General features: G+C 31.4%; 20 protein-coding genes. 4 read left to right on the forward strand and 16 right to left on the reverse strand.

The window, feature by feature from the left end; translation table 11 throughout:
- Position 1: 1 nt before the first annotated feature.
- From T335_RS21640 to T335_RS20370, 7 genes are all read right to left on the reverse strand, one after another.
- Positions 2-2,128 (reverse strand): ATP-binding protein, encoded by a 2,127-nt coding sequence (locus tag T335_RS21640; protein WP_051569249.1) that lies wholly within the window; start codon positions 2,126-2,128, stop codon positions 2-4.
- 287 nt (positions 2,129-2,415) lie between these two features.
- Positions 2,416-3,222: a pyrroline-5-carboxylate reductase gene (proC, locus tag T335_RS0109975; RefSeq protein WP_026477422.1), complete on the reverse strand. Its 807-nt coding sequence runs from the start codon at positions 3,220-3,222 to the stop codon at positions 2,416-2,418.
- Between the two features lie 210 nt (positions 3,223-3,432).
- Complete coding sequence (locus T335_RS0109980; protein ID WP_026477423.1) at positions 3,433-5,205, reverse strand: ABC transporter ATP-binding protein; 1,773 nt, start codon at positions 5,203-5,205, stop codon at positions 3,433-3,435.
- A gap of 18 nt (positions 5,206-5,223) precedes the next feature.
- Positions 5,224-5,946 carry an ABC transporter ATP-binding protein gene (locus tag T335_RS0109985; protein ID WP_051569250.1) on the reverse strand — a complete coding sequence of 241 codons (723 nt, stop codon included), beginning with the start codon at positions 5,944-5,946 and terminating at the stop codon, positions 5,224-5,226.
- 11 nt (positions 5,947-5,957) lie between these two features.
- Positions 5,958-8,354 carry a hypothetical protein gene (locus T335_RS0109990; protein WP_026477425.1) on the reverse strand — a complete coding sequence of 799 codons (2,397 nt, stop codon included), beginning with the start codon at positions 8,352-8,354 and terminating at the stop codon, positions 5,958-5,960.
- Positions 8,355-8,474: 120 nt separating this feature from the next.
- The gene (locus T335_RS22265) at positions 8,475-8,651 is read right to left on the reverse strand and encodes a hypothetical protein (protein ID WP_156943665.1); all 177 of its coding nucleotides are present in this window, start codon (positions 8,649-8,651) and stop codon (positions 8,475-8,477) included.
- Between the two features lie 51 nt (positions 8,652-8,702).
- Positions 8,703-9,974 carry a radical SAM/SPASM domain-containing protein gene (locus T335_RS20370; protein WP_051569251.1) on the reverse strand — a complete coding sequence of 424 codons (1,272 nt, stop codon included), beginning with the start codon at positions 9,972-9,974 and terminating at the stop codon, positions 8,703-8,705.
- 610 nt (positions 9,975-10,584) lie between these two features.
- Between T335_RS20370 and T335_RS0110005 the strand changes: the two genes are divergently transcribed.
- Positions 10,585-11,661, forward strand: coding sequence for an AI-2E family transporter (locus T335_RS0110005; protein WP_026477426.1), 1,077 nt, complete (start codon positions 10,585-10,587; stop codon positions 11,659-11,661).
- Between the two features lie 167 nt (positions 11,662-11,828).
- Here the strand turns inward: T335_RS0110005 and T335_RS0110010 are convergent, their stop codons facing one another.
- From T335_RS0110010 to T335_RS0110035, 6 genes are all read right to left on the reverse strand, one after another.
- Positions 11,829-13,325, reverse strand: coding sequence for a stalk domain-containing protein (locus T335_RS0110010; protein ID WP_026477427.1), 1,497 nt, complete (start codon positions 13,323-13,325; stop codon positions 11,829-11,831).
- Positions 13,326-13,584: 259 nt separating this feature from the next.
- Entirely contained in the window at positions 13,585-14,481 is an 897-nt protein-coding gene (locus tag T335_RS0110015; RefSeq protein WP_242837280.1) for a sensor histidine kinase, read from the reverse strand.
- Between the two features lie 11 nt (positions 14,482-14,492).
- On the reverse strand, positions 14,493-15,290 hold the full coding sequence (locus tag T335_RS0110020) for an ABC transporter permease (protein ID WP_026477429.1): 798 nt from the start codon (positions 15,288-15,290) through the stop codon (positions 14,493-14,495).
- The gene (locus tag T335_RS0110025; RefSeq protein WP_026477430.1) at positions 15,283-16,206 is read right to left on the reverse strand and encodes an ABC transporter ATP-binding protein; all 924 of its coding nucleotides are present in this window, start codon (positions 16,204-16,206) and stop codon (positions 15,283-15,285) included. Before T335_RS0110025 ends, T335_RS0110020 begins: the two co-directional genes overlap by 8 nt.
- A 91-nt stretch (positions 16,207-16,297) precedes the next feature.
- Positions 16,298-16,978: a response regulator transcription factor gene (locus tag T335_RS0110030; RefSeq protein WP_026477431.1), complete on the reverse strand. Its 681-nt coding sequence runs from the start codon at positions 16,976-16,978 to the stop codon at positions 16,298-16,300.
- 302 nt (positions 16,979-17,280) lie between these two features.
- A complete protein-coding gene (locus tag T335_RS0110035; RefSeq protein WP_330371222.1) occupies positions 17,281-18,150 on the reverse strand; it encodes an AraC family transcriptional regulator in 870 nt (289 codons plus the stop codon).
- Positions 18,151-18,443: 293 nt separating this feature from the next.
- On the opposite strand from T335_RS0110035, the gene T335_RS0110040 reads away from it, so the two are divergent.
- Positions 18,444-19,007: a cupin domain-containing protein gene (locus T335_RS0110040; protein WP_156943666.1), complete on the forward strand. Its 564-nt coding sequence runs from the start codon at positions 18,444-18,446 to the stop codon at positions 19,005-19,007.
- Positions 19,008-19,077: 70 nt separating this feature from the next.
- Here the strand turns inward: T335_RS0110040 and T335_RS0110045 are convergent, their stop codons facing one another.
- Positions 19,078-19,773, reverse strand: a complete 696-nt coding sequence (locus tag T335_RS0110045; protein ID WP_026477434.1) for a helix-turn-helix domain-containing protein — start codon at positions 19,771-19,773, stop codon at positions 19,078-19,080.
- A 119-nt stretch (positions 19,774-19,892) separates the two neighbouring features.
- Here T335_RS0110045 and T335_RS0110050 point away from each other — a divergent pair, with 119 nt between their 5' ends.
- Both T335_RS0110050 and T335_RS20375 read left to right on the forward strand, forming a co-directional pair.
- Positions 19,893-20,315, forward strand: a complete 423-nt coding sequence (locus tag T335_RS0110050) for a DMT family transporter (RefSeq protein WP_026477435.1) — start codon at positions 19,893-19,895, stop codon at positions 20,313-20,315.
- Between the two features lie 11 nt (positions 20,316-20,326).
- Entirely contained in the window at positions 20,327-20,806 is a 480-nt protein-coding gene (locus T335_RS20375) for a DMT family transporter (RefSeq protein ID WP_034328222.1), read from the forward strand.
- Between the two features lie 56 nt (positions 20,807-20,862).
- Here the strand turns inward: T335_RS20375 and T335_RS20380 are convergent, their stop codons facing one another.
- Positions 20,863-22,785, reverse strand: a complete 1,923-nt coding sequence (locus tag T335_RS20380; RefSeq protein WP_051569252.1) for a right-handed parallel beta-helix repeat-containing protein — start codon at positions 22,783-22,785, stop codon at positions 20,863-20,865.
- 727 nt (positions 22,786-23,512) lie between these two features.
- Positions 23,513-25,156, reverse strand: coding sequence for an esterase/lipase family protein (locus T335_RS20385; RefSeq protein WP_051569253.1), 1,644 nt, complete (start codon positions 25,154-25,156; stop codon positions 23,513-23,515).
- Positions 25,157-25,421 lie beyond the last annotated feature (265 nt).

Genomic DNA, 25,421 nt, shown 5'->3' on the forward strand with positions numbered 1-25,421 from the left:
CTTATTCGCTAACAATAGGAAATTTGAGAGTAAATTTTGTTCCAACATGTAAAGTACTTTCTACATCTATTTCTCCATGATGTTTATTAACCATAATATCATAGACAATACTTAATCCTAGTCCGGTACCTTCACCTACTGGTTTAGTAGTAAAGAAAGGATTAAATATTTTTCTAATATTTTCTTCTGCAATACCAATCCCGTTGTCTTCTATTTCACAGTACACAAAATCCCTATCGTGATAGGTAGTTACTTTAATTAATCCTTTTTTGCTTTCATTTTGATATTTAGCTTTTATTGCATAGGCTGCATTTAATATAAGGTTTAGAATTATTTGGTTGATTTGGCCTGGCATCCCCTTAATTTTAGGAATAGGATTTAAGCAACTGCTAATCACTGTGTGATACTTATATTCATTAATTGCCACATTTAAAGTGCTTTTGATTCCTTCATGGAGATCAAAATCTTTTAATTCTAAAAATTCGTCAACCCTTGCAAAAATACTTAATCCTTTTACAATATCTTCAACCCTTTGTAGTCCCTCCTGTATATCCTTTAAAATTTCAGGCAGATCTTCCATGATATACTCAATGGCATTCTGCTTTTCCAAATCTTCTATTTCATCAAGTCTAACCCTTACATCCTTCGTTAAATCCAATGCTTTTAGGTATACCATAACTTCTTTTTGTTTATGAATATTAATGGATAATGTTTCTAAAAAGTTTTGTAAAGTACTACAATTACTTATGATAAACCCTAAGGGATTATTAATTTCATGAGCTACACCTGCAGCTAACTGCCCGATGGCAGCTAATTGTTCCTGTTGTATTAACCTACTTTGAGTTTCCTTAAGCTTTATGATCGTCTCCTGTAAAATCTCATTCTTTTGCTTTATAGCCTTATCCATAAGTACCCGTTCCGATATATCTCTTCCCAAAGTCATAACTACAGCCTCATTCCCTAAATTCAACAAATGAGAATTCATTTCGAGGGTTATTTTTGAACCACCTTTAATAATTATATCCATCTCATAGGTGATGTGACCACATTCCTTAATGATATTTTGTAGGCTAGGGATCTTATCAACAAAGTCTGGCCCACAAATTAACTTAGGATCTATAGCTAGAGCTTCTTCCCTTGTATAACCTGTCTTCTTACAGGCAAAGTCATTAACTTCAATAAAGCGCATTTGGTCTTCTTCATTAAATGTATGTACACAAATAAAATCATTGGCATTATGGAATAGTTCCCTAAATTTCTCTTCACTCTTCTTTAATGCCGCTTCTACTTCAATCCGCTCAAAAGCACTACTAAAGATTTCAGAAATGACTTTTAATAGGGAAATATCCTCTTGATGCCAGCCCGAATTTTCAAAGCTAGTTTCAAATTCAATGAAACCATAAAGTTCTCTCTGTACAAAGATTGGCAGTACCACAGTAGAGCTGGAAACGTCCTTTACTAAAATAATTTGTCTTTTATTTAATTGATTTATCCACCCTAGATAAGCATCGGGTGTAATCTTCTCTATATCCTTATCTCCCTTTAGTAATTTTTCAACCCGCCATTCGTATATTTTTTCTATACGATTTTCTTTATTACAATAGGAATAGATATGGGCTCTACTGGCTCCACTAAAATGCACCATATCTTCTAGAGATTTTATAATTGCCTCATCATGATTAGCTAAGCTAATTAATCTCTTGGAGATTTTAGAAATTAGCTTTTCGAAGGCTAACCTACGAATAAAAGCTTCCTCCACTAATTTTCTTTTTCTGATTGGTTTTGCACTAATGCTAACTGAAATTACTTCTCCTGATTCTTTGTAAATTGGACTATAACAAAACTCAAACCAATTCTTTCTCCCTCTTTTGCATTTAAAATCCACTTCATATTCGACTATATTCCCCTTTAGAGCTTCATTTAATGAACACTTAATGTTTTTTCCGTTGTCTTCGTTAAAATATTTAAAAATTGATTCATTTGCCAGTAATTTCTCTTCAAGTATATCTTCAAAATAGTTATTTGCAACTCGATTAAAACCTAATATAATATAGTCCTTACTTACAATTACCAATGCATTTGGACCACTATCAAAAACTCGCTTATAATCTATTTCTTTAATTTCCATTTGATCACCACCAATAATATAATCCTAGGGGTTTTATATCCTTATACCCAATTTTTAGAAAACCCATCATATGAAAAGTCAATTAATTGCACATTCATTCCTTTTAATTTGTCAATATTCTTTAATTATTCACAATTATCTTCTGTTATTTTGAAAATAGTAGAATATATCACTATTATCTATTATCCCATAATTAACAAAAAAATTCATGATGTAATCTTTGGATATAGTAAAATAAAAACCTAACTTGAATTGACTTAATCAACTCAAGTTAGGTTTTTTAACGTTTATTCTGCCAGTTCTTGTATTTTCCTTCCACATGCCTCCATCGCTTCAATGACTGCACCTCGAAAGCCTAATTTTTCAAGAGTAGCAACACCTTGTACAGTAACTCCTCCTGGTGATGTTACTAGGTCTTTTAGTTCTCCTGGATGAAGTTGAAGCTCTAACAACATTTTTGCTGTCCCCAATAATGCTTGGGCAGCAAACTGGTATGCCTTATCTCGTGGAACTCCTTGTAGGACTGCTCCATCAGCTAGTGCCTCTGCAAATTGAGCAACAAAGGCTGGACTACATCCACTTACAGTTGTAACCATATCGATCATGGCTTCTTCTATTACATCTACTTTACCTATACTATTTAGTAAATCTACCACTAGCTTTAATTCATGATCTAATACCTTCTTATTTTGACTAATTACTGTTATTCCTTCCCTAACAGCCACTGCAACATTAGGCATAATACGTAAAATTTTCTTATCGGATGTAAAATAGTTTTCTAAGTCTTTGATTGCAATTCCTGCTGCCATCGATACAATGATTTGATCATCTCTAACAAAGTCTTTAATTTCTTCTAATACTCCATGATACTGGTCAGGCTTAATACTTAAGAAAATCACATCACTGTTATTAACTAACGCTAGATTGTCATCACATAAATTAATTCTCTTTTCTTGACTAAAGATCTCTCCTTTACTTCTTGTACGATTAGTAATAAAAATTAATTCGTTGATTCCATCAAAACTTTCCACTAATCCTGTTATTATAGTTTGGGCCATTTTCCCAACACCGATAAAGCCAATTCGCTTGTCCATTCTGTCACCTCTTAATTGAAATTATTATTTCCTTAGATTGGAGTCATATTATTTTTTTATTATATCATATTTTTAAAAGTATATTTTTAAAATCAATTAGGTGATCAGGCTTTTATCTGCATTAGTTCTTGAACATAAAATAAAAACTAAAAGAGTAATAATGTTGATAAAAGACATAATTAAAATTACATTTCTAGTTAACTTAGCTATTTAGACAGCCCTAGTTTCACTCATATACAATTCTTTATATTGATGATTATTATTAATAATATCTTCATGATAACCATCAACAATAATCGCTCCATGTCGAAGCATTATTATTCTACTATTTAATCTTGATACATTTGATAATCTATGACTAATAACTATCTTAATATTTCCTATATCCTCATTTTTTACTAAATCAAACATTTGATATTCCGATAAGGGGTCTAGGGCAGAGGTTGGCTCATCAAGTATTGTAATTTGTGATTGTCTTAGTAAAGTCCTAGCTATACCTATTTTTTGCCATTGACCGCCTGATAGTTCCGTTCCACCAAACCAGCTCCCAAGCCTACTATCTAATCCATTAGATAGTTTTTTCACAGTGTCTACTAGTCCCACTTTATTGATAATATTCATAATTAACTCATCGTCATCAATAAAATCTTCTTTAGATATTCCAATATTTTCCCTTAAGTTAAACTCATATTTATTAAAATCCTGAAAAAGAACTGCTATTTTACTATGATACTCTTTTTTATCTAACTCTTTCAGTTCAATCCCATTTATCTTTATCTCACCTTCATAGTCATCATAAAAACCAGCTAATAACTTTATAATGGTAGTTTTACCAGATCCATTTTCTCCTATTATACCTAAAGTCTCACCTTTAAGGATTTTAAAACTTACATTTTTAAGACTATATTCAGTCCTCGATTTGTATCGATAACTGACATTTTTAAACTCTATTTCTGCAATTTCTTCTAATTTAATTTTTCCCTTTGCTTCCTTAGACTGATACTCTAGCAACTTATATAATTCTTCGATATATAGATTTTCTCTGTATAATTCTATGATTGATCTTAGTATGCCAGTAATATTACTTTGTATTGTAGATAGGGTGTTTATTAATGCTACAATATCTCCCATTAACATTGTTCCTACAATCGAAATTTTTACCACATTGTATATAACTATAGCACCAACAATCTCGTCAAGAATAGATAAACAGGTTGTTACAGATACTTGCTCCTTTAAAATTTTTTTATCTTCGTTAATTATATTTTTATAATTATTCTTAAAGATATTAATTAAATAACCCCACGCATTATAAGATTTCAGTTCTTTGTAGGCAATATTGTTTGTCATTAAGTAATTGATATAAGATATCTTCCTTCGCTTATCCACTCGATTCATTTCAATTAGATAGCTTTTATGTCCAATATAGGCTGTATAGAGGGTATTAGCAATTGGAATAAGTATTATTACAATTAAGATTAATGGATTCCAAAATAAAATTATTGTTGATACACTAATTAGTGCTATAGATTGTGTAATAAAATCATTTATAATCATGTAAATATTAAAAAGTCTTGATGAATTACCATCTTGAGCCTTTCTAATCATATTATAAACATTTTCATCTTCATAATCTAATAAACTGAGGTTTTTGGTTTTTAAAAGAACCCTTTCATTTATTACATAATTTACCTCAATTCGAAATAGGTTGGTAATATAGCTCTTAAGGTTTGAAATAAGTATGGAAAATACATTTATAGTCAAATAAATCATTAGAGCATTTATGATGATCTCCAAACTATTATTGTTATTCTGTATACTATTAATTAATTTTTGCATGGATTTGATTGAAAATAAAGGTATAATTCCTGAAATTATTGTTAATATTGAAACAGATATAAACTGAAGCTTATTAATTCCATAAACAAGCTTCAGTGTCTTAAAAAGTTTAATTATTTCTTTGTTAAGTATTGATTTTTTCATATGCTATCATCCTTGATGTTAGATCGCTAGGGAATTCTCATAATGTTTCCCTACTACCTCTATTATTGTTTTCAATTTTTTACTTTGTTCTAATCCTTTTAATTCTAATTCAGTTTCGAACCTTCCTTCATAAAGATATAGCATCTTATCTGCATAGGAGGCAATTTGTGGACTATGAGTGATCATGATGATGCTATAGCCTTCCTCATTAAGCATTTTAAATATTTCCATAATTTCTGTTGAAGTTTTAGAATCTAGTGATGCTGTAGGCTCATCCGCTAAAATTATCTTTCTATTTCCTGCTAAGGCCCTGGCTATTGCAACTCTCTGTTTTTGCCCGCCACTAAGCTTAGTAATCTCTTTATTTTTTAATTCAGCTATGTTTAACTTTTCTAAAATTTTGTCGATTTCTTCTTCACTAGATTTACTATTAATTAGTTTTATATTTTCCTTTACATTCAAAAAATCTATTAACTGAAAATCCTGAAAGATCATTCCTAACTGCTCTCCTCTAATCTTTGTTAAACTACCTTTACTCTTTTTGTGGAGTGGAAGACTGTTAAAATATACCTCGCCTTCATAATTGCTTAAGATTCCTGATATTATTTTTAAGAAAGTTGTTTTCCCGCACCCACTCTCCCCCATTATTACAACAAAATCTCCTTTGCTAATTTGACACTCTAAGTCCTTTAGTACAAGTAGGTCTTCATACTTTTGATGTTTAATTTTTATATCATACATATTCATTCCCCCTATTTAATAACTTCCATGATTTCATAGATATAATTGGAAATATTACTTGAGATTGTTAGGTATAATATTAAACCAAATACTGTTCCAACAACCAGTGTTGAGACGTTTAAATGTGTAAAAGCCTTCTCAAAGCTACTGCTATCTGCACCTATATTATAAAAGGCATTAAGGTTATTTTCCTGAGATATCTTATCATCTACTCTTTTTGCCCATATAACTGCTCCTAGTAAAATTGTATAACATATGAATGTAATGAACATCATTACTCTAGAAATTAATGTACTTAGTTCACCAAGGTCATTTAGCCTTACTTTTCCATCATTGATTCTAAGGTCTCTAACTTCTCCTGTTTTTTGATGTTCTTTTAATTTTTTTATTACGATCTCCTTTTCTAAAGGATCATCATACTTCAATAAGAATGTAAAATACTCTTCGACGGTTCTTGGTAAGTTTTTCGTCATATCATTTAATAAGGCTTGCTTCTCTGGACTAGGAACTATATACACTGTATTCATATCATTAGAAAATATATTAGTAATCCCTGAAATAGGATACATTTGTGGTACATTCCGATGCAACTCTTCTAACATAATGATCCCATAGGAACCAATTTCAAAATTTAATCTATTAGCTACCGAATTCGATACTAACATGTCAAATCCTAGTTTTTCTTCATGAAGTTCCTCAGGATAAACATTACGATGAGGATATTTAGATATAAAATCACCTAAGGTTTCTTCATATTTTGGATAATCTCCTAGTGCTGGCTTTTTAAAAAAAGTTTCATAATCTCCATAAACCATAACTGCATTAACTAACATAGCTTTATGATTGTCTATACCTTCTCCATAGTGATGTATTAAATAACTTTCATGGTTTACAGAAATTACAGCCCATTTATCTGCTCCACCTAAAGTATCCATAACAATTTTACCCTGTAAATCTACATATATATCGTAATTTAATGGATTTGAATTAAGATAAACATTCTTCATTGTATTTATTCCACCATTAATGATGAATAGAGAACTAGCTATAACTAAGGTTACTAACGCCAAAAAAATATATTTTGATGTATATAAAGCTAAGATTCTTTTACGATAAAAAACAATATCATATATTTCATATTTTTTATTTTTAATTCTTTTTTCGCTACTCTTAATCATTAATAACTTATAAACTAGGTAGCTTATGAAAGTAGAAATTACATATATTAATATAGGAACCCATAAGTATTCCACTATATACTCATTGAATTGAAAAATATCTTGTAAATATATAAGGCGTACTTCGAATATTAAAATTAATAATAAATTAAAAAAGAACCATAAGATGATGCCTATAGCTAACAGAACTATTTCATGGAAAAGAGTAGAAATAAAAATTTTAAACTTTGCTATTCCTATCTGGAACAATACTTTTCTTCTAGAAACTAAATACTTATTTTGTAAATAAACTATATAAATTAAGCTTACAACAATAAGTATTAATAATGAAAAAAACTTAAATATGACAAAAAACTTAGTAGTAGAGTTAGATAAGCTAGAATTTTCCAACATTTTATGATTAAGTTCAGATTTAATATAATAAGAATTATAATTATCTACATATAAATTTAACCTTCCTCTAAGAAAGATTTCCTTTTGAGTATCATATTCATCAAAATAGATACTGTATTTTTTAAATAGGTTATAACTGTGATCCTCAAAGGTTATGTATTTATCATATATATTTTTATAATCAAAATCAGTCACAATGATTGTATCGCTGTACCTTATCTCCGGAGCACTATCCTCTGCATTATCACTATTTCCAAGTAAATTTAAGTATCGTTTATTAATTCCACTATTCTTATATATAGATGTTATTCTAAAGTTTAATGTGTCCTGCATTAATATCTCTGTATTTAACAAGCCCTCATAAACCATATATGTTATTGGAATCTCAACTGATTTACCAATCGCATTTCTTATGGAACCAAAATTAAGATAAGCAAAATATTCTGAGATAGCAATTTCACCTTCTTCTAAATCAGAAATCGCTTTTCCTTTAGAAATCTCTCTAAAATTAGTGTCAACAAAGTTTTCTATATAAATCCCATTACCTGTATCGAATACATCTCTAACTTTGTAATCTTTAACATGATAATTTTCCTTAATATCGATATGCTCCAACTGTTCATCAAATTTTTGAGGAAATTGGTACAGTCTTCTATAAGGAACATAGTAATTGGTTAAGTCTACCCCTTCTTTATTCAACTGATCCATCAAGATATCATTGCCATGAAACATCGGAATATATATTTGAAGTAGCGTAAGGGTAAGAAAAAGGATAAAGACTTTAAGATATTTAATTTTCTTAGAATAATAAGAATTTATAATATAAAGTTCTTTCAATAGATTATTCCTCCTATTCTAACACTTTTTAGAATCTAGTAATTCTGTAAATTTAATAAAACTTGACTCAAATTATAAAAATGTATAAGTTGAGTTAACTCAACTTATACATTTTAGATATTATTTTTCTTGACTTGGGATATTGTACGGATTAACTACAGGACTACATGGATTTGAAAAAATACTGCCACACATATATGACATTTCACAAGCATAATATCCCGCTGGATTTGTACATGGTGTACCATTTGTTGGTTGCACTAAATTTGTTCTTGTTGACTCAATAATTACTTTCATTTTTCTTCCCTCCTTTCACATTTGATATTCTATGTATAATAATAGATAGTTTTATCTATTATTAGCATATACTTCTGTAAGAATTGATTCTAAAATATATTTAGGAATATCACAGGAATCTTTTCCTTTCGTTCTCTTTAAACATCCTCCCATACATAATGGTAAGTATTTACATTCTTTGCATTTTTCTTCTTTTATCGGATTATTAAGCAAGTAGTCCATATTGGTTTTGTTATAAAAATTTAATTTATCGTTAATATTTCCTACAGATAATTCTTGTTTACCGATGTCTTCCCAACATTTATAGGCTTCTCCATCGGCTCCAATAACTAAGCTGAATATTCCCTCTGCTCCACAGGCTATAGATTTTATCTTTGGATACATATGGATTATGTTCTTATAATTTCTAATACTAAAGTTTAAATTTAGATTGCTGAATTCTTCGTTGTTGAAACATTCTTTATCTTTATAGCATCCTCCTGTGGCCATCACTTTCCCTAAGTAGCAATTGATTTTCTTTTTCTCATTGATTTCTGAAATTGAGTTGGTTACTTTTTCTACTGCGTTAATATTGCTTTTATCCACATTAATCCTTAAACTGATGGTCATTTCATAGTCATTAATTAATTTAAGATTATCCATTATTTTATCAAAGGATGGAGTTCCACCAGTCAAAAATCTTCTTTTGTCATGGGTCTCTCTATCTCCATCGATGGTTATTTGAAAGGATTTAATATGACATTGGGATAAAATATCTAAGTTTGCTTTATTTAATAAATATCCATTTGTTATCATAAAGGAGTAATATTGGACTTGATTTTCATTACAAATCTCTATAACGCTATCTGATATATATTTAATGATATCCACTCCTAATAGTGGCTCTCCTCCATACCAAGTTATACTTAATCCTTTGATGCTTTTTATCTTATTTTTAATAAACAAAATGATGTTATCTGCAGTCTTTAAATCCATATATTTAGGTTTAATTGAATCTTTTTCATAACAATAAATACATCTAAAGTTACAATCTTCTGTTGGTGCGATAGTTAATACTAATTGATCAGTAGAATACTTTGCCTTTAACATGCTGCACTCTATTGCATCAATTTCATTAAAATTTTCTTCAACTATGTACCCATTCTTTTTTAAAGCTTCAAACATTTCTTGATCTAAAGATTCAAATCCTATCTCTCTCGCCATCTTAAAGTTGTTAAACTCCTCCATACTCATTTCTGCCATTGCACTAGTATATGAGTTATATGCAATTATGCCAGTCTCATCTTCTTTAGTAATAAAAAAATTATAATTAGACTCTTTCATGTATTACCTCCATGATCTAAATTCTTTTGTTATTTTTATAACTTTATTAATCTTAAACTTTATTAATCCCATTATATACCAAACAAACCTTATCAGTTGTCGAAACATGTCATATTCATTTTTACATTTTAATTACAATTTTGCGTATTTATTAGTTAACACTTAAAAATATTCAAATTTTTCTTACACCTCTATCCTGCAAAATCAGAAAAATCAAATAAATAAATCGATTTAAGTGTATTTTCCTTTATGTTGACTAAAAAATCTTAGTAATATTTTAAATGTGTTATTATACAATTAGCATTTTATGTTTACCTAGGTTTTTTATTAAAAATTTTATAATCTTTAGATATGCTTATGTTTTTACGCCAATTCAACATTTACTTCAAGGGCCTCTGACTACATTGAACAAGCAATAAAATTGCAAAAAATGATGGTAACAGGCTTGGGTATGAGCAAAATTTTTGATATGATGGGATTAGAGATTTTAATTGAAAAGAAAAACAATAAGTGGAGATAAGTTTTTCAAAATCTTCTAAACTAAAAAAGAACTGGAATAAGTTTTATGTTTATTGTTAAGCCTATTCCTAATATAAAAAGGAGATATAATATGAATAAAAAGATATTTAAAATTGGCCATGCTATCTTACTTCTATTTTTAATAATTTATGTTGGTTCATTAATTAATTGGGTATTTAATCCACTAATCGTAATTTTTCAAACCTTGTTTATACCAATGATTATTGCAGGATTTCTTTTTTTCTTATTAAGGCCTCTTGTTAAACTTCTGAACAAAAAACTATCTAGGGGAGCATCTATTCTTCTATTATATTTCATCTTATTTTGTATTTTAATAGGTGTACTCTTAATCATTGTACCAATTCTTCAAAAGCAGTTTATTAGTTTGAGCAACAACATGCCCTTTATTATTGCAGAAATTCAAAAGGGTATTATTAATATTCAACAGGGTGAACTTCTTCAGCGGTTCCAAGCAGAAGCAATTATTGATGTAGAAGGAATTTTTCTACAACTAGGAGACCTATTAAATCAAGTTAGTAGATCCCTTGCATCAAACATAGCTAGTTTTATTGGGGTAATGGCTAATGCAGTACTAATACTAGTAATTGTTCCTTTTATCCTCTTTTACATATTGAAGGATGGCGAGAAGTTCGGACAATATATTATAAATCTTTTTAACGAAAAACACCGAAAAGATGTTCAAGAAATTTTCCGAGATATTGATAAAACCTTAAGTTCTTATATACAAGGTCAAGGAATTGTTTGTCTGTGTGTAGGGATATTATGTTATATCACCTTTTTAATTGTGGGTCTAGACTATGCATTATTACTAGCAGTTATTGCAGGTATTACAAATATTATTCCTTATGTAGGCCCATGGATAGGAACGATTCCAGCTGTTATTGTTGCTCTTTTTCACTCTCCCTTCATGGCATTAATCGTTACCCTTTTAGTCGTTGTCATTCAGCAGATTGAAAGTAGCTTTATTGCTCCTCAAGTAATTGGAAAAAAGTTAAAAATACATCCGATTACAGTTATGTTGTTAGTCTTGATTGCTGGCCGTTTAATTGGCTTAATCGGTATGATTCTAGCTGTACCTACTTATGGAACCAGCAGGGTTTTATTTACCCATGGGCTTAGAATTTGGAGATTAAAGTATAAAGATTAAACCCATATAATTTAAGATATATGCTACTTATAGATAGCAATAGCCCCCTAAATAGGGGGCTATTCTACTGTGCTGACTTCACTCTTTATTTAATAAGTGATAGTACTTCTAACTAATCACCTTTATAACATTGATATGATGCAGTACCATCTAGTTATAGATTTACTTTAGTCTACAAAAATCAGAATTTTATCCTCCCCACTAATCCATTCTACTCTTCCCCCCAAGGCTTCACTTATAAATCTTAAGGGTAAATAAGCAGTCCCACCAATAATGAAGGGTTGGTTTGCTATAATCATTTCTTGATTATTCATATGTACTACACCAGTTGTATAATTCACATTTATTGTAATAGCTTCCCTTTCTTCTCTTCTTTGACTGATTATTGCGGTTTTACTATAGGTATCCCAATCTATTGTTGCTCCCATATTCTCAAAAATAGAACGTAAAGGAATAAAAGCTTGGCCGTTTTTTATAATCACACCACTGTTCATTACAACAGTTTCACTATTTATATAAACTGAAACAGGCTTTTGCATAGGTTTGGGCGTATCATACATTACCTTAAAATCTCCGACTCCTAATTGACCATTTTTATTAATTCCCCATCCCCACAAAGATCCATCCTTTTTCTGTAGAATTAGATGACGTGCTCCCGCTTTTATTTCTTCTACATCTTCCATTAAATGTTGGAAGTTTGGATTTTCTGACATAGCTTCCCGTTGAATAGAAGTAACATATACATCGCCACTATCTGTTAATACGATTAGACTACGTTCAATAACAAAAGCATCTTTAACATCATTTATCGTGTTCAGTTTCACTGGTACCCACTGATAATGACGGGTTGTTCCATCTGAATAACCCGTAAGGGTTACCCCCCAAAACCAAAGGTTATTCTCTTGATCAATAGCAAGATTAGAGTTTCCATAGGTTTTTATTTTTTTAATGTCGGTTAATTCTTCTATTAAAGTTACAATAGGTGCAGCAACAACTTCATTATCGAATTCATAAGCCCATGTCCAAACTGTCCCATCCTGCTTTAATGCAATGTTTTGTTGGATGTCAACAACATTATTAAGCGATTGCATTGGTTCTAATTCTACGTTGGGAAAGCTTCCCTTATTTATCCATACCTTCCCATCCTTTTTTAGAAAGATCCATCTCAACTCAACATTTCTTGGGCGATATTCATAATAGCTACTTATACCGATAATGTCTTCTAAATCCTTTAAGTAATTAATATCCTTTATCTGATTAGTGTCTAACTTACCTTGTAGGTCAATATGAAAAACCCTACCCTCTTCATCTAGGGCTAACATGGTATTCCACTTTTGATGAATATCTACAAGTCTATTTAGTTGATTAATCTGATGAATTTCAATTTCCCTCGACGGATCATTCTGTTGCCAAAACCATGTACTTCCATCATTTTTCATTACAATGTTACTTTCAAAAGATTGTTTTACATTAGTTAAACCATGGATTTGGATAGGTACGGGCCTTTCCTCCCCCCATATCCAGTAGGAACCATCTGTTCTTGATAAAGAATTTGCATCAAAGGACTGGATATTTGATTCCATACTTGAAGCCAAGGTAGAATCATTAAATAAAGTTAGTAATAGACAAATAAGTAATGTAAAGAAAATCAATATCTTTTTCACAGAAATACTTCCTTTCTTAATATAATGACTATATGAATTGTATAGCAACTAAGATGCAAACTCTTCCATATAATACCTATATTATAACCTTATATCCTTTTATCGTCTATTAGATCTCTATTATAGAACTTTAAATCTATTAATTTCTATCGAGTTATCCTTATTTTTCAGCTTATTTACAACAATAGATATTATGACATTATGATAGCTACTGGAATTACACCTGCTAATTATTATTTATTGATATGATATGAGATTCTTAACATAAAGGCAGTCTCAGCCAGATTTCTATTATATTATTCTCAATAGATGCTCCTGCACTGCCTCCCATCTCCTGAACCAAGTGCTGTACAATGTGTAAACCTAGTCCAGTTGTTCTGCTCCTTGCTTGATCGCCAGTATAAAAACGGTCAAATACCCTATCAATATCTATTTTGTTTTTATCATTTACTGGATTTCTAAAGGAAATGATAGCCCAATCCTCAGCTGATACACTTACTTCAATATCACCAGCTGAATGATCGATACAATTCTGAATGAGATTTTGAATGATCCTTGTGGTCATATACTGATCTACCATTGCAAATATCTGGGGTCCATCTTGAAAGTTAATCCTTAGCCCACTTACTTCAAGATTCACTACAGATTCAGCAAGTCCCTCCATAACAAGATTTGTTAGGTCAATACATTGACTATTTAACTTTAAGTCTGAAGTAACTAAATATGAGTACTTAAAAAAGTTTTCTATTAATCCCTCTAACTCTTTTGCATGTTTTTGAGCTATTTGTAGCCTTACCCTCTGTTTATCGGTTAAATGATCCTTCTCTAAAAGTTGCTGGTATCCCCTTATGGCTGTAAGGGGCGTTCTTAAATCATGGGAAATATTAGCAATTACTTCTTTAAAGGCTTTTTCTTCACGGCTACTGTCAAGACGGAGAAGTTCTTCCTCCTTTAAGCACCTATTAATATTAACTACCAATGCATTAAGGTCTCGATTAAATAATTCCACTGTTAAAGGCTGGCGTGTTTTTTCTTCTAACCGTTTAGTTAACTGGCGATTTATATTGCGTAATTGCAACTGAAGAAAAAGAATATACGATAAACTTAATATTAATAAAATGCTTAAAATGCCAGCTACGATTACCAAAATTATCACCAGCCTTTCGACTACTTAATTTCTGCTTTTCTAAATAACGTGTAGGTTACAATAATTATTAAAATAATAAAGGTAAAACTTACCCCTAGAGCTTTTAGAATATCAGATGCTACTGTGTCTAATGTTAAAAAAGCATGATTACCTCCAAAGGGGGTTCTTGTAAAAATTTGATTAAAAATAGAAGAACTATCGGCCAGTAGCATCAATTGACCACTCAAGATCGACAATCCATAGTATATTGCTACAACATAAACTTGTTTCTTCAATATAAAAGCCAAAGGAACGCAGATACTCAATTGAGCCATATATACAATAGTTAATACCAACATTGTTATTAATAATTGTCCTATTGTCGATGTTGAGAAGACTGCCATAGTATCAGCAGTTAACATATTTAAAAATCCTATTGCCACTGATCCCATACTAAATTCAAATCCTGTGCTAAGGGCAATTATTGTTACAATTGCATAGGGTAATAATATAAGCCCTATTGAACAGAAATAGACAATTACTTTGCTAATGATGACAGTACCTCTATTAAAACCTGTAGAAATAGCATCATGAATTGTTTTATTCTCGAAATCACCACAGATAAAAACACCTGCAATTACTGCCCCTAGAATACTCACCATATTAATATCAGAAAACATAAATCCAATTCCAGTTAAACTACTGCTAATCTTGCCCTGGGGTATCAAGTATGCCATCAATGCCATAGCTATTGAGCTTAGAGATGTTATTCCAAATAGAATCTTTATTACCATTGATTTACGCAATTTGTAAAAATCAGCTACTACCAGATTATACATGCTTGCCACCTCCTACAATGGAAATAAAGTAATCTTCTAGGGTGTCTCCTTCATGAGAAAGGTTTGTTACAATAATTCCATTTTCAAAGAGAACTTCGGACACCTTTTCTTTTTGATCTAAATAATCATAGAGCTTAACAGTTTTATTTGGCATCACTTTATAATTAGAAGTATTCAATTTAATTTCTAGAATACTTACTAGCTTTTCAGTTTGCTGACAACTGATCAGAAGATGATGTTTGCAGCTTTGTTCTAGTTCTGATAAGGTTAAACTTCTCTTAATTTCACCTTTATGAATAATAATATAGTCTGTTGCAGTTTGATAAAGTTCTGGTAAATTATGACTAGATATTAAAATGGTCATTTGGCGTTCTTCACACAGTTTTTTTAGTAGATTCCTAATTTCTACTACCCCTAAAGGATCAAGTCCATTGATTGGTTCATCTAAAATTAAAAACTCGGGATTTCCGATTAAGGCAACAGCAATACCTAAACGTTGCTTCATACCAAGAGAAAAATCCCTTACCTTCTTCTTTCCTGTATCATCAAGGCCCACAAATTCTAACAGTTCTCTCTCTATTTCCTGATTAGGTATTCCCTTCATAATCCTTTGAAATCTTATATTTTCCTGTGCTGTCATATTGGGAACAAGACTAGGATGTTCGATCATACAACCAAGTCTTTTTCGTTCTAATTGTAAAGCCTGCTCTCCCTCATGGCCAAAAAGCCCTATCCTGCCACTGGTTGGAAAACTAAGACCTGCTACAAGCCTCATTAGCGTAGTCTTTCCAGCTCCATTTTGTCCGATTAGTCCATATATTTTACCAGCCTCTAAAGTAATCGTCACATCATCAAGTGCCTTCACACCACGATAGCTCTTAGTCAGGTTATTTGTTTTTAGAACCCATTTATTCATTATCCTTCACCTGTCCTTTCTATCTATAAGTGTAATGGTAAAAGGTTTAGAAAAGGTTTAGAAAAGAAAGAAATTGTATGGAATTAGATAATTATTCCTTAAAAAGTCTATACCCTAGTCCCCATACAGTCTCAATATACTCATCATTGGGATTTACCTTCTTTAACTTATTTCTCAAGTTGCTTATGTGGATTTTTACGGCATTTTCATCCCCCATGTATTGATCCTGCCAAATAGATTCATACAAATTAGATTTTGTAAAAACCTTCCCAGGATTTTTTAGCAATAGTTCTAAAATCATGTGCTCTTTAGCTGTTAATTCTATATCAATACCATTAATAGAAAGTCGTTTTAAATTGTTATCATAGATCATGTTCTTATATTTAAAAAGGCTGCCCTCATTACCACTTTTTCGATAACGTCGAAGATTAGTTTCAACCCTTGCAATAACCTCGCCTAGGTCAAAGGGCTTTGTAATATAATCATCAGCACCTAGCTTTAAAAGGTCAATCTTTACTCCAACTAAGTCCTTTGCTGAAATGACGATGACTGGTACATCTGAAAAGTTTCTTAAATCTTTAAGTATCTCATCTCCACTTTTGTAAGGAAGCATAATATCTAGTAAAATTAAATCATATGCATTGTTTTTAATTTCAGTAATTCCATCTATTCCATTATATACTGATTTTACATGATAGCCCCCATCTATTAAAACTTCTGCTATCATTTTATTAACATCAATACTATCTTCTATAATTAATATTCTATCCATTTAATCTTACCTCCCTTATCCTGCTTCTATGGTATAAATTTAAAATTCTTTTATGCTTAGTTTATTCTTAGTATATCATTTTCTATATTACTTCAATATATCAACTTAGCATTAACCATAAAGGACATAAAAAAACACCTATCCTTATGGTCTACTCCCCTCATGATGGCAGTTTTGATTCTTTTACTGTCCACCATAAAGGGAGCATATCATTTTTTCAGATAGATGTTTCTCGTTTCTTTATCTCTTTTATCTCTTTTATCTCTTTATCTCTTTTATTTCTTTTATTTCTTTTATTTCTTTTATTTCTTTTTTACTACAGGTATCCATATTTCACTTTTACAATTTGGCGAACTTAGATCTTTCTCTTCGATCCACAGAATTTCTGGTCCCTCTGCCTGTTCATAATTGGAAGATGGGAACCATTCGGAATAGATTCGTCCCCAAACTTCTTGTAGTGCATCAGGGAAAGGTCCTTCCGATGTAAATACCCCCCAAGTTGAAGCAGCAACTTCAAGTTGGGTAAATTCATTTGGACACTCTTTCGTCGTTGCAACACCGATATAATGATCTAGCTCTCCCTTTTCTTCCATTCGCTCTTCTGAAAAGTTTGTTGATGCACTAATTAACCCGTGGGGTTTTTCATTTGAAAGCGCTTTAAGCATTTTAATACTTTCATCAGTTAAACTTTCCCACATAGCTGCAATTTCTGGATTTACACCATTAAATATAATTGGAACTCTCTTTTTAATCCCCACAATTTGAAAAGATTCTTTTGTTTCAATTCTGTAATTCATTTCACTTCCTCCTTTAATAGATAATTGAAAGGTCATTGGAGGATAGGCCTTTAACAATTGACTATACTTTCTAACTTCCGATGGAATTACCCCATGCAAGTTTTGAAAAGCCCTCGTAAAAGAATCTGGTGAACTATATCCATATTTTATAGCGACATCGATAACTCTTAAATCGCTATTACTCAACTCTAAGGCTGCTAGCGTTAACCTTCTTCGTCGAATGTATTCTGACAGTGTTATCCCAGCAAGGAAGGAAAACATTCGTTGAAAATGATATTCTGAAGAACATGCCCGCCTAGCAACTTCCTTATAGTCAATATCGTTTGTCAGATTCTTTTCTATATAACCTAATGCTTCATTCATACTTTTTAGCATATCCAATTAAATGACCTCCTCTCATCAATAGAATATCAAATTTAGAAATGCTTAATCCGACTTTTTCTGCCAAGTTATGTGGGGTTAGCTAAAGACAACTTAATAATCAACCACTCAAAACTTCCAATTTTTAAATATATCATGTTGATTTCCTTTATAGTTCATCTGGATTTTCTGCTGGATTTTCTCCCTACAGAGATCATAAATGTTTTTTATATTTTAGAATTAAAATTGCACCTCTTTTATAGAATTAGCATACTATACTATAAAAAGTCTATGAGAGGATGAAAAACATGTATTATACTTACCCTGTAAACCCGTATCCTTATTATCCTAACCCACATATGCAACATCCTTACAATATGTATCATGACTATAGAATGTATCCCTACCCCCACTGGCCTACTCCACCAAAATGTTATCCTGATGTACCAAAACCCTATATTCCATTAAAGGATTATGGCCCAGAACCTTATGTGGTTAATATTGAAGAAGCTACTAAGCAAAATAATACTTTCCGCACCGCTCTATGGACAGGAGAATATTTACAACTTACCTTGATGAGTATCAACGTAGGTGATGACATAGGCTTAGAGATTCATACTGATCATGATCAATTCATTCGAATTGAAGAAGGTCAAGGGATTGTTATGATGGGAGACAGTAAAGATTGCTTAGATTTCAGAGCGGAGGTTTCTGATGATTACGCAATATTGATCCCTGCCGGTAAATGGCATAATCTTATTAATACAGGTTGTAACCCCCTTAAGTTATATTCTATTTATGCTCCCCCAGAACACCCACGGGGCACGGTTCATGAAACAAAAGAAGATGCTGAAGGCCACCATACACATTAACGAATAATAAATTGAAAAACTAAGAAATAGCTTTCTAATTTTCCTTTAGAAGGCTGTTTTTTATGTATTCTTACTTATATAAATCTGCAGCTAATTCTTCTAGCTCTTTTCGATTAATTACCTCTATAGAACTTCTATTTTTCTTTATGATTCTCTTATCAGTAAGCTGATTTATTGTTCTTAATAAATGTCTGTAACTTGTGCCTAACAATTCTGCCAGCTCACTGAAATTCTCATATACCTCAATTTTATAATCATCTTTATCATCTAAGCGCTCTCCAATTGCTAATATGTAACTAGCAAGCCTATTTTCTAATGGGTATAATAGGTTGATTGAGCTATTTTTCGAACAACGATTCAGCTTATTGCCTAATGAACTGCAAATATATCTCAAGAATTTTGCATCTTCTATCAAATTCACCTTTGCCTTTTCCATAGCAATTCCAATGCAATAAGCATCGTTTACCACTTGAACATTTGAAGAAGCATTTTCAATGCCACAAAATTCAACATCCCCCAAGATCTTAAACCCCTCATAAAAACATAACAATAAAGATTTTCCATTACTTAAGGTGGTATATACTTTAGCCCTTCCTTCAACAAAAAAATAAATATAGTGCATTTTTTCACTTTCCCGGCAAATATAATCATTTTTTTTAAACAGAAAGAGCTCCATAATTGAGGTCATATCCTTTGTAAACAATTGATTTATACTGTATTGTTTTATAAAATCATTTAAACGTTTTGAATCATTAACCTTCCGCATAACGCCACCTCCATCTCTATTTCAATTACATCTTCTATATTTAATATGACATATGTCATACTCCTTTTCAATCAATTTATGCTAAATTATTGTTAGCATGCAACAGAAAGGAGTTTTATATGATTAGTATTTTTTCTGTATTAGTTGGTGGACTTATATCTTTAATGATTATGTTTAATGGAAGCCTAGCTAATTCACTTAATAATTATACTTCTAATGTGATTATTCACTCAGTCGGGCTAGTAGCCCTTATATTCATCTTGATATTTAATAGAGAGCAAATTAAATTTAAAAAGAACATTCCCGTTTATTTCTATAGTGGTGGTGCAATAGGGGTATTTACAGTCCTTTTTACCAACATCAGCTTTGCTTCTTTAGGTATCACCATCCCCCTAGCCTTAGGCCTATTAGGTCAGTCCTTAGCCTCTATTTTAATTGATCACTTGGGATTAATGGGGGGCAAAGTTGTAAAATTTCAAAGAAAAAAATGTATTGGATTATTATTTATTTTAGTAGGCATTGTTGTAATGATTGCTTTTTAGGAGGTTCTATCATGTTTTATATAGCTATCGTATTATCTATTTTATCAGGGGTAACAATTGTTTTATCTCGTATGTTTAATGCCAGTCTTGCAAAGGAGATTGGTTTAATACAGAGTACCTTTTTCAATTTTGCTGTCGGTTGGTTATTTTCTGTTCTTTTCTTAATTTTTAGTAATGAATTTACTCATTTATCCTTCAATACCCTCGTATCTGCTCCTATATGGGCTTACTTTGGTGGTGCTGTTGGTGTTGTCGTTGTTTCCCTCTCAAGCTATCTGTCTTATAAGATACCTGTCTTTTATTTAACCCTTCTTCTTTTTATAGGACAATTATTTGCGGGAATATTAATTGATTTTGCCACCTTAAATCAACTATCAATTGGAAAAGTTATTGGAGGTATTTTTATTTTTATTGGTTTAAGTTATAATTTAATGCAGGACTATAAAAAAGAATTGGATCCTTCAGCATTAATTAGTACAGAGAAGCTATAACGGTAACCATAAAAGGCTGCCCATTATGGACAGCCCCTTTTATAAAATTGATGTAGTTATCTAGTTAAATTTGCACCAAGATCTCGACCACCTACACCGATTCCCTTAAATCTACTGTTATTAGCTAATTTAAGGAAGTTTCCAATGTTGATACTACCATCAGCGTTTCTCCATGTTTCATGGATATTTTTTAGGTTGGTTGGTACGGCTAGGCTAACAAATTCACTAGTGGTAGGAGGCGCAATCTCTGTTCCTCTAGTTGAACTGTTAGCTTGGTCTACCCTCATTTGATTCGTTATTTGATAGTATTTTCTTGAATTGTAAAATACGCTACTAGTTGCTGTTCCACGATACTTATCACTACCTGTTACTCCTATTGTTGTTGTAAAAGACAATAGATTTATAAATGTATTATCAGAATAGGAATGTCTTGCAAAATCAAAATTACTCTTAGACCCTGCACTTGCTTTACTATTATCAAAGCTTGTGCAATCAATTAAAGTTATTCTACCAGGATTACTATTATCAGTAAATCCATGGGCCTTATTATTAAAAGCAATAGAATTTTCTACAAGGTGATCTACTGCGATTCCTGATCCTCCAAGTTTAAACCCATTCCCGTCGCTTCCAGAACTGTTGACACCACTAGTTGTAATACCATTATTAAAGGCAATGGAATTTCTTATGGTAACTGAACCAATTGGACCTGTATCAGATTTAGTGAATAGATCCCACCCATCATCTACGTTGTTGTAGGCAATACATCCATCAAATACATTTCCTGGACCTGTAGTCAACTTCGCTGCAAAGCCGTCTGCATCTTCATAATTGTCTGGATCTGCATTATTAAAAGATGTAGAATTTAATATTAAGTTATTTGAAGGCCAATCCCTCATATTCGTTAGAGAAGAGTTTCTTCTCCCTAGCTGAATTCCAGTATCTCTATTAGCTTCTGCTATACAACCTTCTATAATATTATTACTTCCTGATATAAATAGACCGTTATCTGCTGATCCATAGAAGGTAATTCCTTTTATTTTCCAATAATTTCCATCTAACTGTAGTCCTCTAGCATTTCTACTTGGATCACTAGAATTATAAGGCTGTGAAGAAAAGTTCAATATCGGTTTTTCATTTCCGTATGCAACCATCTGCTTTAGTTGACCTGCCCTACCATTATTTCCATGTTCTATGGTAATTTGATTACTATAACGGTATTGGCCTCCCCTTAAATAAATTACACCACCTGGTGCAATTTTCTTAATAGCTTCTGTTAATGCGATTGGATTTGCCAAAGTACCAGCCCCATTAGTAGGTGCATTTGGCGCAGAATAAAGTAGCATTTCTGTACCAGGATTTTCTGGATTCCCTGGTTGTCCTGATCCATCTAAATACTCAATTTTAACTTCATCGATTACTACTGTCGAATTACTTTCATTACGAATCCCGATAAAGGATTCTCTAGTCCCCACATTTGATTCAATTACAAGATCACCTGTTGTAATATTTCTAATGCTTTCATCATAGATTCTTGAACTACTTCCGTGAATCGAGCTGGACCCACTAGTTGTATTGTTGTCTACTGTTACTTGAAATTTTTTACTGGTATCGCCACCTGTTTGAGCTATTCTTATTGTAATACGGTAAGGTCTTGAAAGATCAAATACGCCTCCTGGTGTATAACTACTGGTGGTAGAGTTGCTACCTTTTGCACCCATGGTCATTCTTCCACCATTGAGGGTAAGTCTGTTATTAGATAGACTAAGTGTGCCTCCCGTATTGATGTACATTGGCTTAGAAGAATCTCCTGGAAGTGAGCGGTATCCCGTTGTAAAAAAGTTATTTGACGTTGCTCCATTAAATTGCTCTTGAAATATTAGTGTATTCGCCCAAGCTGCCAGAGACCCAATACCTCCAACCATTAAAGTCATAATCATAGTAAAACACAAAAGAAAACTAAATATTTTTGATTTTCTCATCTCTAATTCCTCCCTTTGTAAGATACTCATTGCTTAAATCATTTTGATCTTTCTACAATCCCCCTTTCCAATAAGTTTTTTAAATCCCTTCATACCTCCTTTCCTTTTAAGAGAAGATAATTGTATCAAACTATTCAAATAATTTATTTAGTTTATGGATTATCATCTTTAAAGAGTAATCAAGCTATTGTTAACGTTTGCATAAAGTTCTTTAATTCAACATGCTATTTATAATTCTACAATTGTTAACGTTTGCATTTTGTTCCAAGAAAATTGTCAACAAAAATATTGACATCATTACATTTGTATGTAAATTCACTTTGATTATTTAAAAGGTTATAATTTTCATTAACATGATATTTAAAAATTAATTTAATGCAGTTATGATATTGCTATGTTCTAAATACGGCATATATATTTAAACTTCACTATTGTTTAACTTTTCAGAAAAGTTATGTAATAATTATATAAGATCTATTACCTTCAAGTCAATATAAAATTACATTTTTATATATTTATGTTTACTTTTTTATGTAAATTTCATATTTGACTTTTAAAACAAAGTTCCTTGCTAGAAGAATTCTTTATGGTTAATTCTTTCTAGCAAGGAACTAATTACTTAACATTAGTTAATTTTATTTTTAATTTTATTATTTTTTAAAAGTAAAATTGATGAGGTCCCTGAAGGAAATCTACAGAAATCTAAGAAGTTTAAAATCTAAAAATTTTAGTAGTAGATATTACCTTCGTCATCTATAAATATACTTTTTATGACAGTTCTTTGAAATTTACTACTTGAATTATTAAATCCACTAATATCCAGCGTAATATTAAGTATCCCTTTATTATTTTTAATAGCATTGTTAAATCTCACTAAATCACCCATTTCAATATCTTCATTCGAATTTACCTCTAGCGAAATTATTTCATGATCGTGATGGTCTACAGGAATAAATTCCATCTTCTTTGATATAATGTCTAAATTAGATAGTAGGTCTGAAGAGCTGGATTTCATCATTATAGTATCATCAGATATTAAAACAGAATCACTAATAGCATATATGATCTCTTCCATAGGAATATTTAAAGCTAGATCTGACTGATATGTAACTGTCATTAAATAAGCAGTCTCAGAATCAGTTATATCCTTATTTTTCCCTTTAGCATTACTAGAAGAAAAATATTTGTTATCTATAATTTCTAAACTCCATTCGCCTTCCATCGGATTATTAATTTCAATTGTGTGATGGTAGGCACCTTTAAAGTAATTCTGGTCTTTATTAACAGTCCATGAATCAAATTTTTTATTTTGATCTGGGGAAGTTATTCTTATGTGATTTGATTTTATAGGTGTATTTGAAATGAAGTTAATTGTAATACTATCAACCCCCTCTTCTACAAAGAAAACCTCTTTAGAAGTTTCTTTACTAAGAAGGTTACCCCTAACTAAAGTATCAGCAACTACTTTACTGGCAACACTATGACTTCTCACCTCTTCAACTATGTCGTTAGCACTAAGCGTCCCTAGTGTAGTAGTAAGATATGGTTTAAACCAATCAAAAGTTGTATTCCCATGGGTAAGATTATAGTGATCCCAGTTAGCTATTCTTACCATATTTCCATAAGGCAGGTAAGCGTTGTTTACAACCACTGCTCCGTCATTGGGTCCATAGGAAGATAGGTAAAGCCCTCCCCAATAAAGGGCAGAGAAAAATGAACCAGTAGAAGTACCTGCAAATGTATAATAATTGTTTCGTAGTCTGTTGCTATTTGAGTCTGTAACGCTTCTAAAATAGCTCATGTATCCCGTTTGTAAGCTCTCTGTGGCATCATTTTTTTGGCCTAGAATCGCTCCCAACCACGATGCCCAGCTGCTATAGGCTAAATCTGCCAATTGAGATCCGTAATGGGGGCTTCCTAATGTTATCACGTTTGATACATAAGGATGGGCATTATAATGAATTAATGCAGATTGGGTGTCCAAACCACCTTTACTATGGGAAACAATAACTATTTTTTTATTATACTCGTTATATATTTCTTGAATTTTTGTAGCCAATAAGGCACCATTTGTCCACATATTTTTATCGGGATGTAAATTAATAAACACCGTCTGATACCCTTCGCTAAGGGCTTTATTGTACATACTATTAGAACCGTCAGTCCAGGTGCTATAATCACTGTTTAAGCCATGAACAAACAATAGAACGGGTTTATTAGGATCAAGATTGGAGGGGGTATTTCCTTCAAACCAACCACCTACAGGTAAATCACTTGGATTTCCGATGAACTTACCTCCATAAACTGTTGATATTGATGCTAGCGTTAAAACCATAACTAATAATAATATAAAATATTTTCTTTTAGCCATACTAATAACCTCCTTATAATTTAGAATAAAAAATAACTAATAACTAAAACTTATAAACAAGTCATAAAACAAGAAAATGAGTCCCCATATAAGCACCTCCTTTACAATTTATCTAAGTAACAAATCATATATTATCTTTTTAATAAAACACCTGTGGGCTAATGTAATCATTAGTATTAACTAATACAGTGTTATATGAACACCACTTTCACCGAACTGCTAATAATTAATTACCCTATTTAAAAGTTTAAAAGACTCTATCAAT

It is taken from the genome of Alkaliphilus transvaalensis ATCC 700919, from assembly GCF_000621485.1.
Classification (GTDB): domain Bacteria; phylum Bacillota; class Clostridia; order Peptostreptococcales; family Natronincolaceae; genus Alkaliphilus; species Alkaliphilus transvaalensis.

Excerpts from the sequence above, each read along its gene's own strand:
- T335_RS21640 (WP_051569249.1), bottom strand. The coding sequence starts at position 2,128 with ATGGAAATTAAAGAAATAGATTATAAGCGAGTTTTTGATAGTGGTCCA.
- proC (WP_026477422.1), bottom strand. The coding sequence starts at position 3,222 with ATGGACAAGCGAATTGGCTTTATCGGTGTTGGGAAAATGGCCCAAACT.
- T335_RS0109980 (WP_026477423.1), bottom strand. The coding sequence starts at position 5,205 with ATGAAAAAATCAATACTTAACAAAGAAATAATTAAACTTTTTAAGACA.
- T335_RS0109985 (WP_051569250.1), bottom strand. The coding sequence starts at position 5,946 with ATGTATGATATAAAAATTAAACATCAAAAGTATGAAGACCTACTTGTA.
- T335_RS22265 (WP_156943665.1), bottom strand. The coding sequence starts at position 8,651 with ATGAAAGTAATTATTGAGTCAACAAGAACAAATTTAGTGCAACCAACA.
- T335_RS20370 (WP_051569251.1), bottom strand. The coding sequence starts at position 9,974 with ATGAAAGAGTCTAATTATAATTTTTTTATTACTAAAGAAGATGAGACT.
- T335_RS0110005 (WP_026477426.1), top strand. The coding sequence starts at position 10,585 with ATGAATAAAAAGATATTTAAAATTGGCCATGCTATCTTACTTCTATTT.
- T335_RS0110020 (WP_026477429.1), bottom strand. The coding sequence starts at position 15,290 with ATGTATAATCTGGTAGTAGCTGATTTTTACAAATTGCGTAAATCAATG.
- T335_RS0110025 (WP_026477430.1), bottom strand. The coding sequence starts at position 16,206 with ATGAATAAATGGGTTCTAAAAACAAATAACCTGACTAAGAGCTATCGT.
- T335_RS0110030 (WP_026477431.1), bottom strand. The coding sequence starts at position 16,978 with ATGGATAGAATATTAATTATAGAAGATAGTATTGATGTTAATAAAATG.
- T335_RS0110035 (WP_330371222.1), bottom strand. The coding sequence starts at position 18,150 with ATGCTAAAAAGTATGAATGAAGCATTAGGTTATATAGAAAAGAATCTG.
- T335_RS0110040 (WP_156943666.1), top strand. The coding sequence starts at position 18,444 with ATGTATTATACTTACCCTGTAAACCCGTATCCTTATTATCCTAACCCA.
- T335_RS0110045 (WP_026477434.1), bottom strand. The coding sequence starts at position 19,773 with ATGCGGAAGGTTAATGATTCAAAACGTTTAAATGATTTTATAAAACAA.
- T335_RS0110050 (WP_026477435.1), top strand. The coding sequence starts at position 19,893 with ATGATTAGTATTTTTTCTGTATTAGTTGGTGGACTTATATCTTTAATG.
- T335_RS20375 (WP_034328222.1), top strand. The coding sequence starts at position 20,327 with ATGTTTTATATAGCTATCGTATTATCTATTTTATCAGGGGTAACAATT.
- T335_RS20380 (WP_051569252.1), bottom strand. The coding sequence starts at position 22,785 with ATGAGAAAATCAAAAATATTTAGTTTTCTTTTGTGTTTTACTATGATT.
- T335_RS20385 (WP_051569253.1), bottom strand. The coding sequence starts at position 25,156 with ATGGCTAAAAGAAAATATTTTATATTATTATTAGTTATGGTTTTAACG.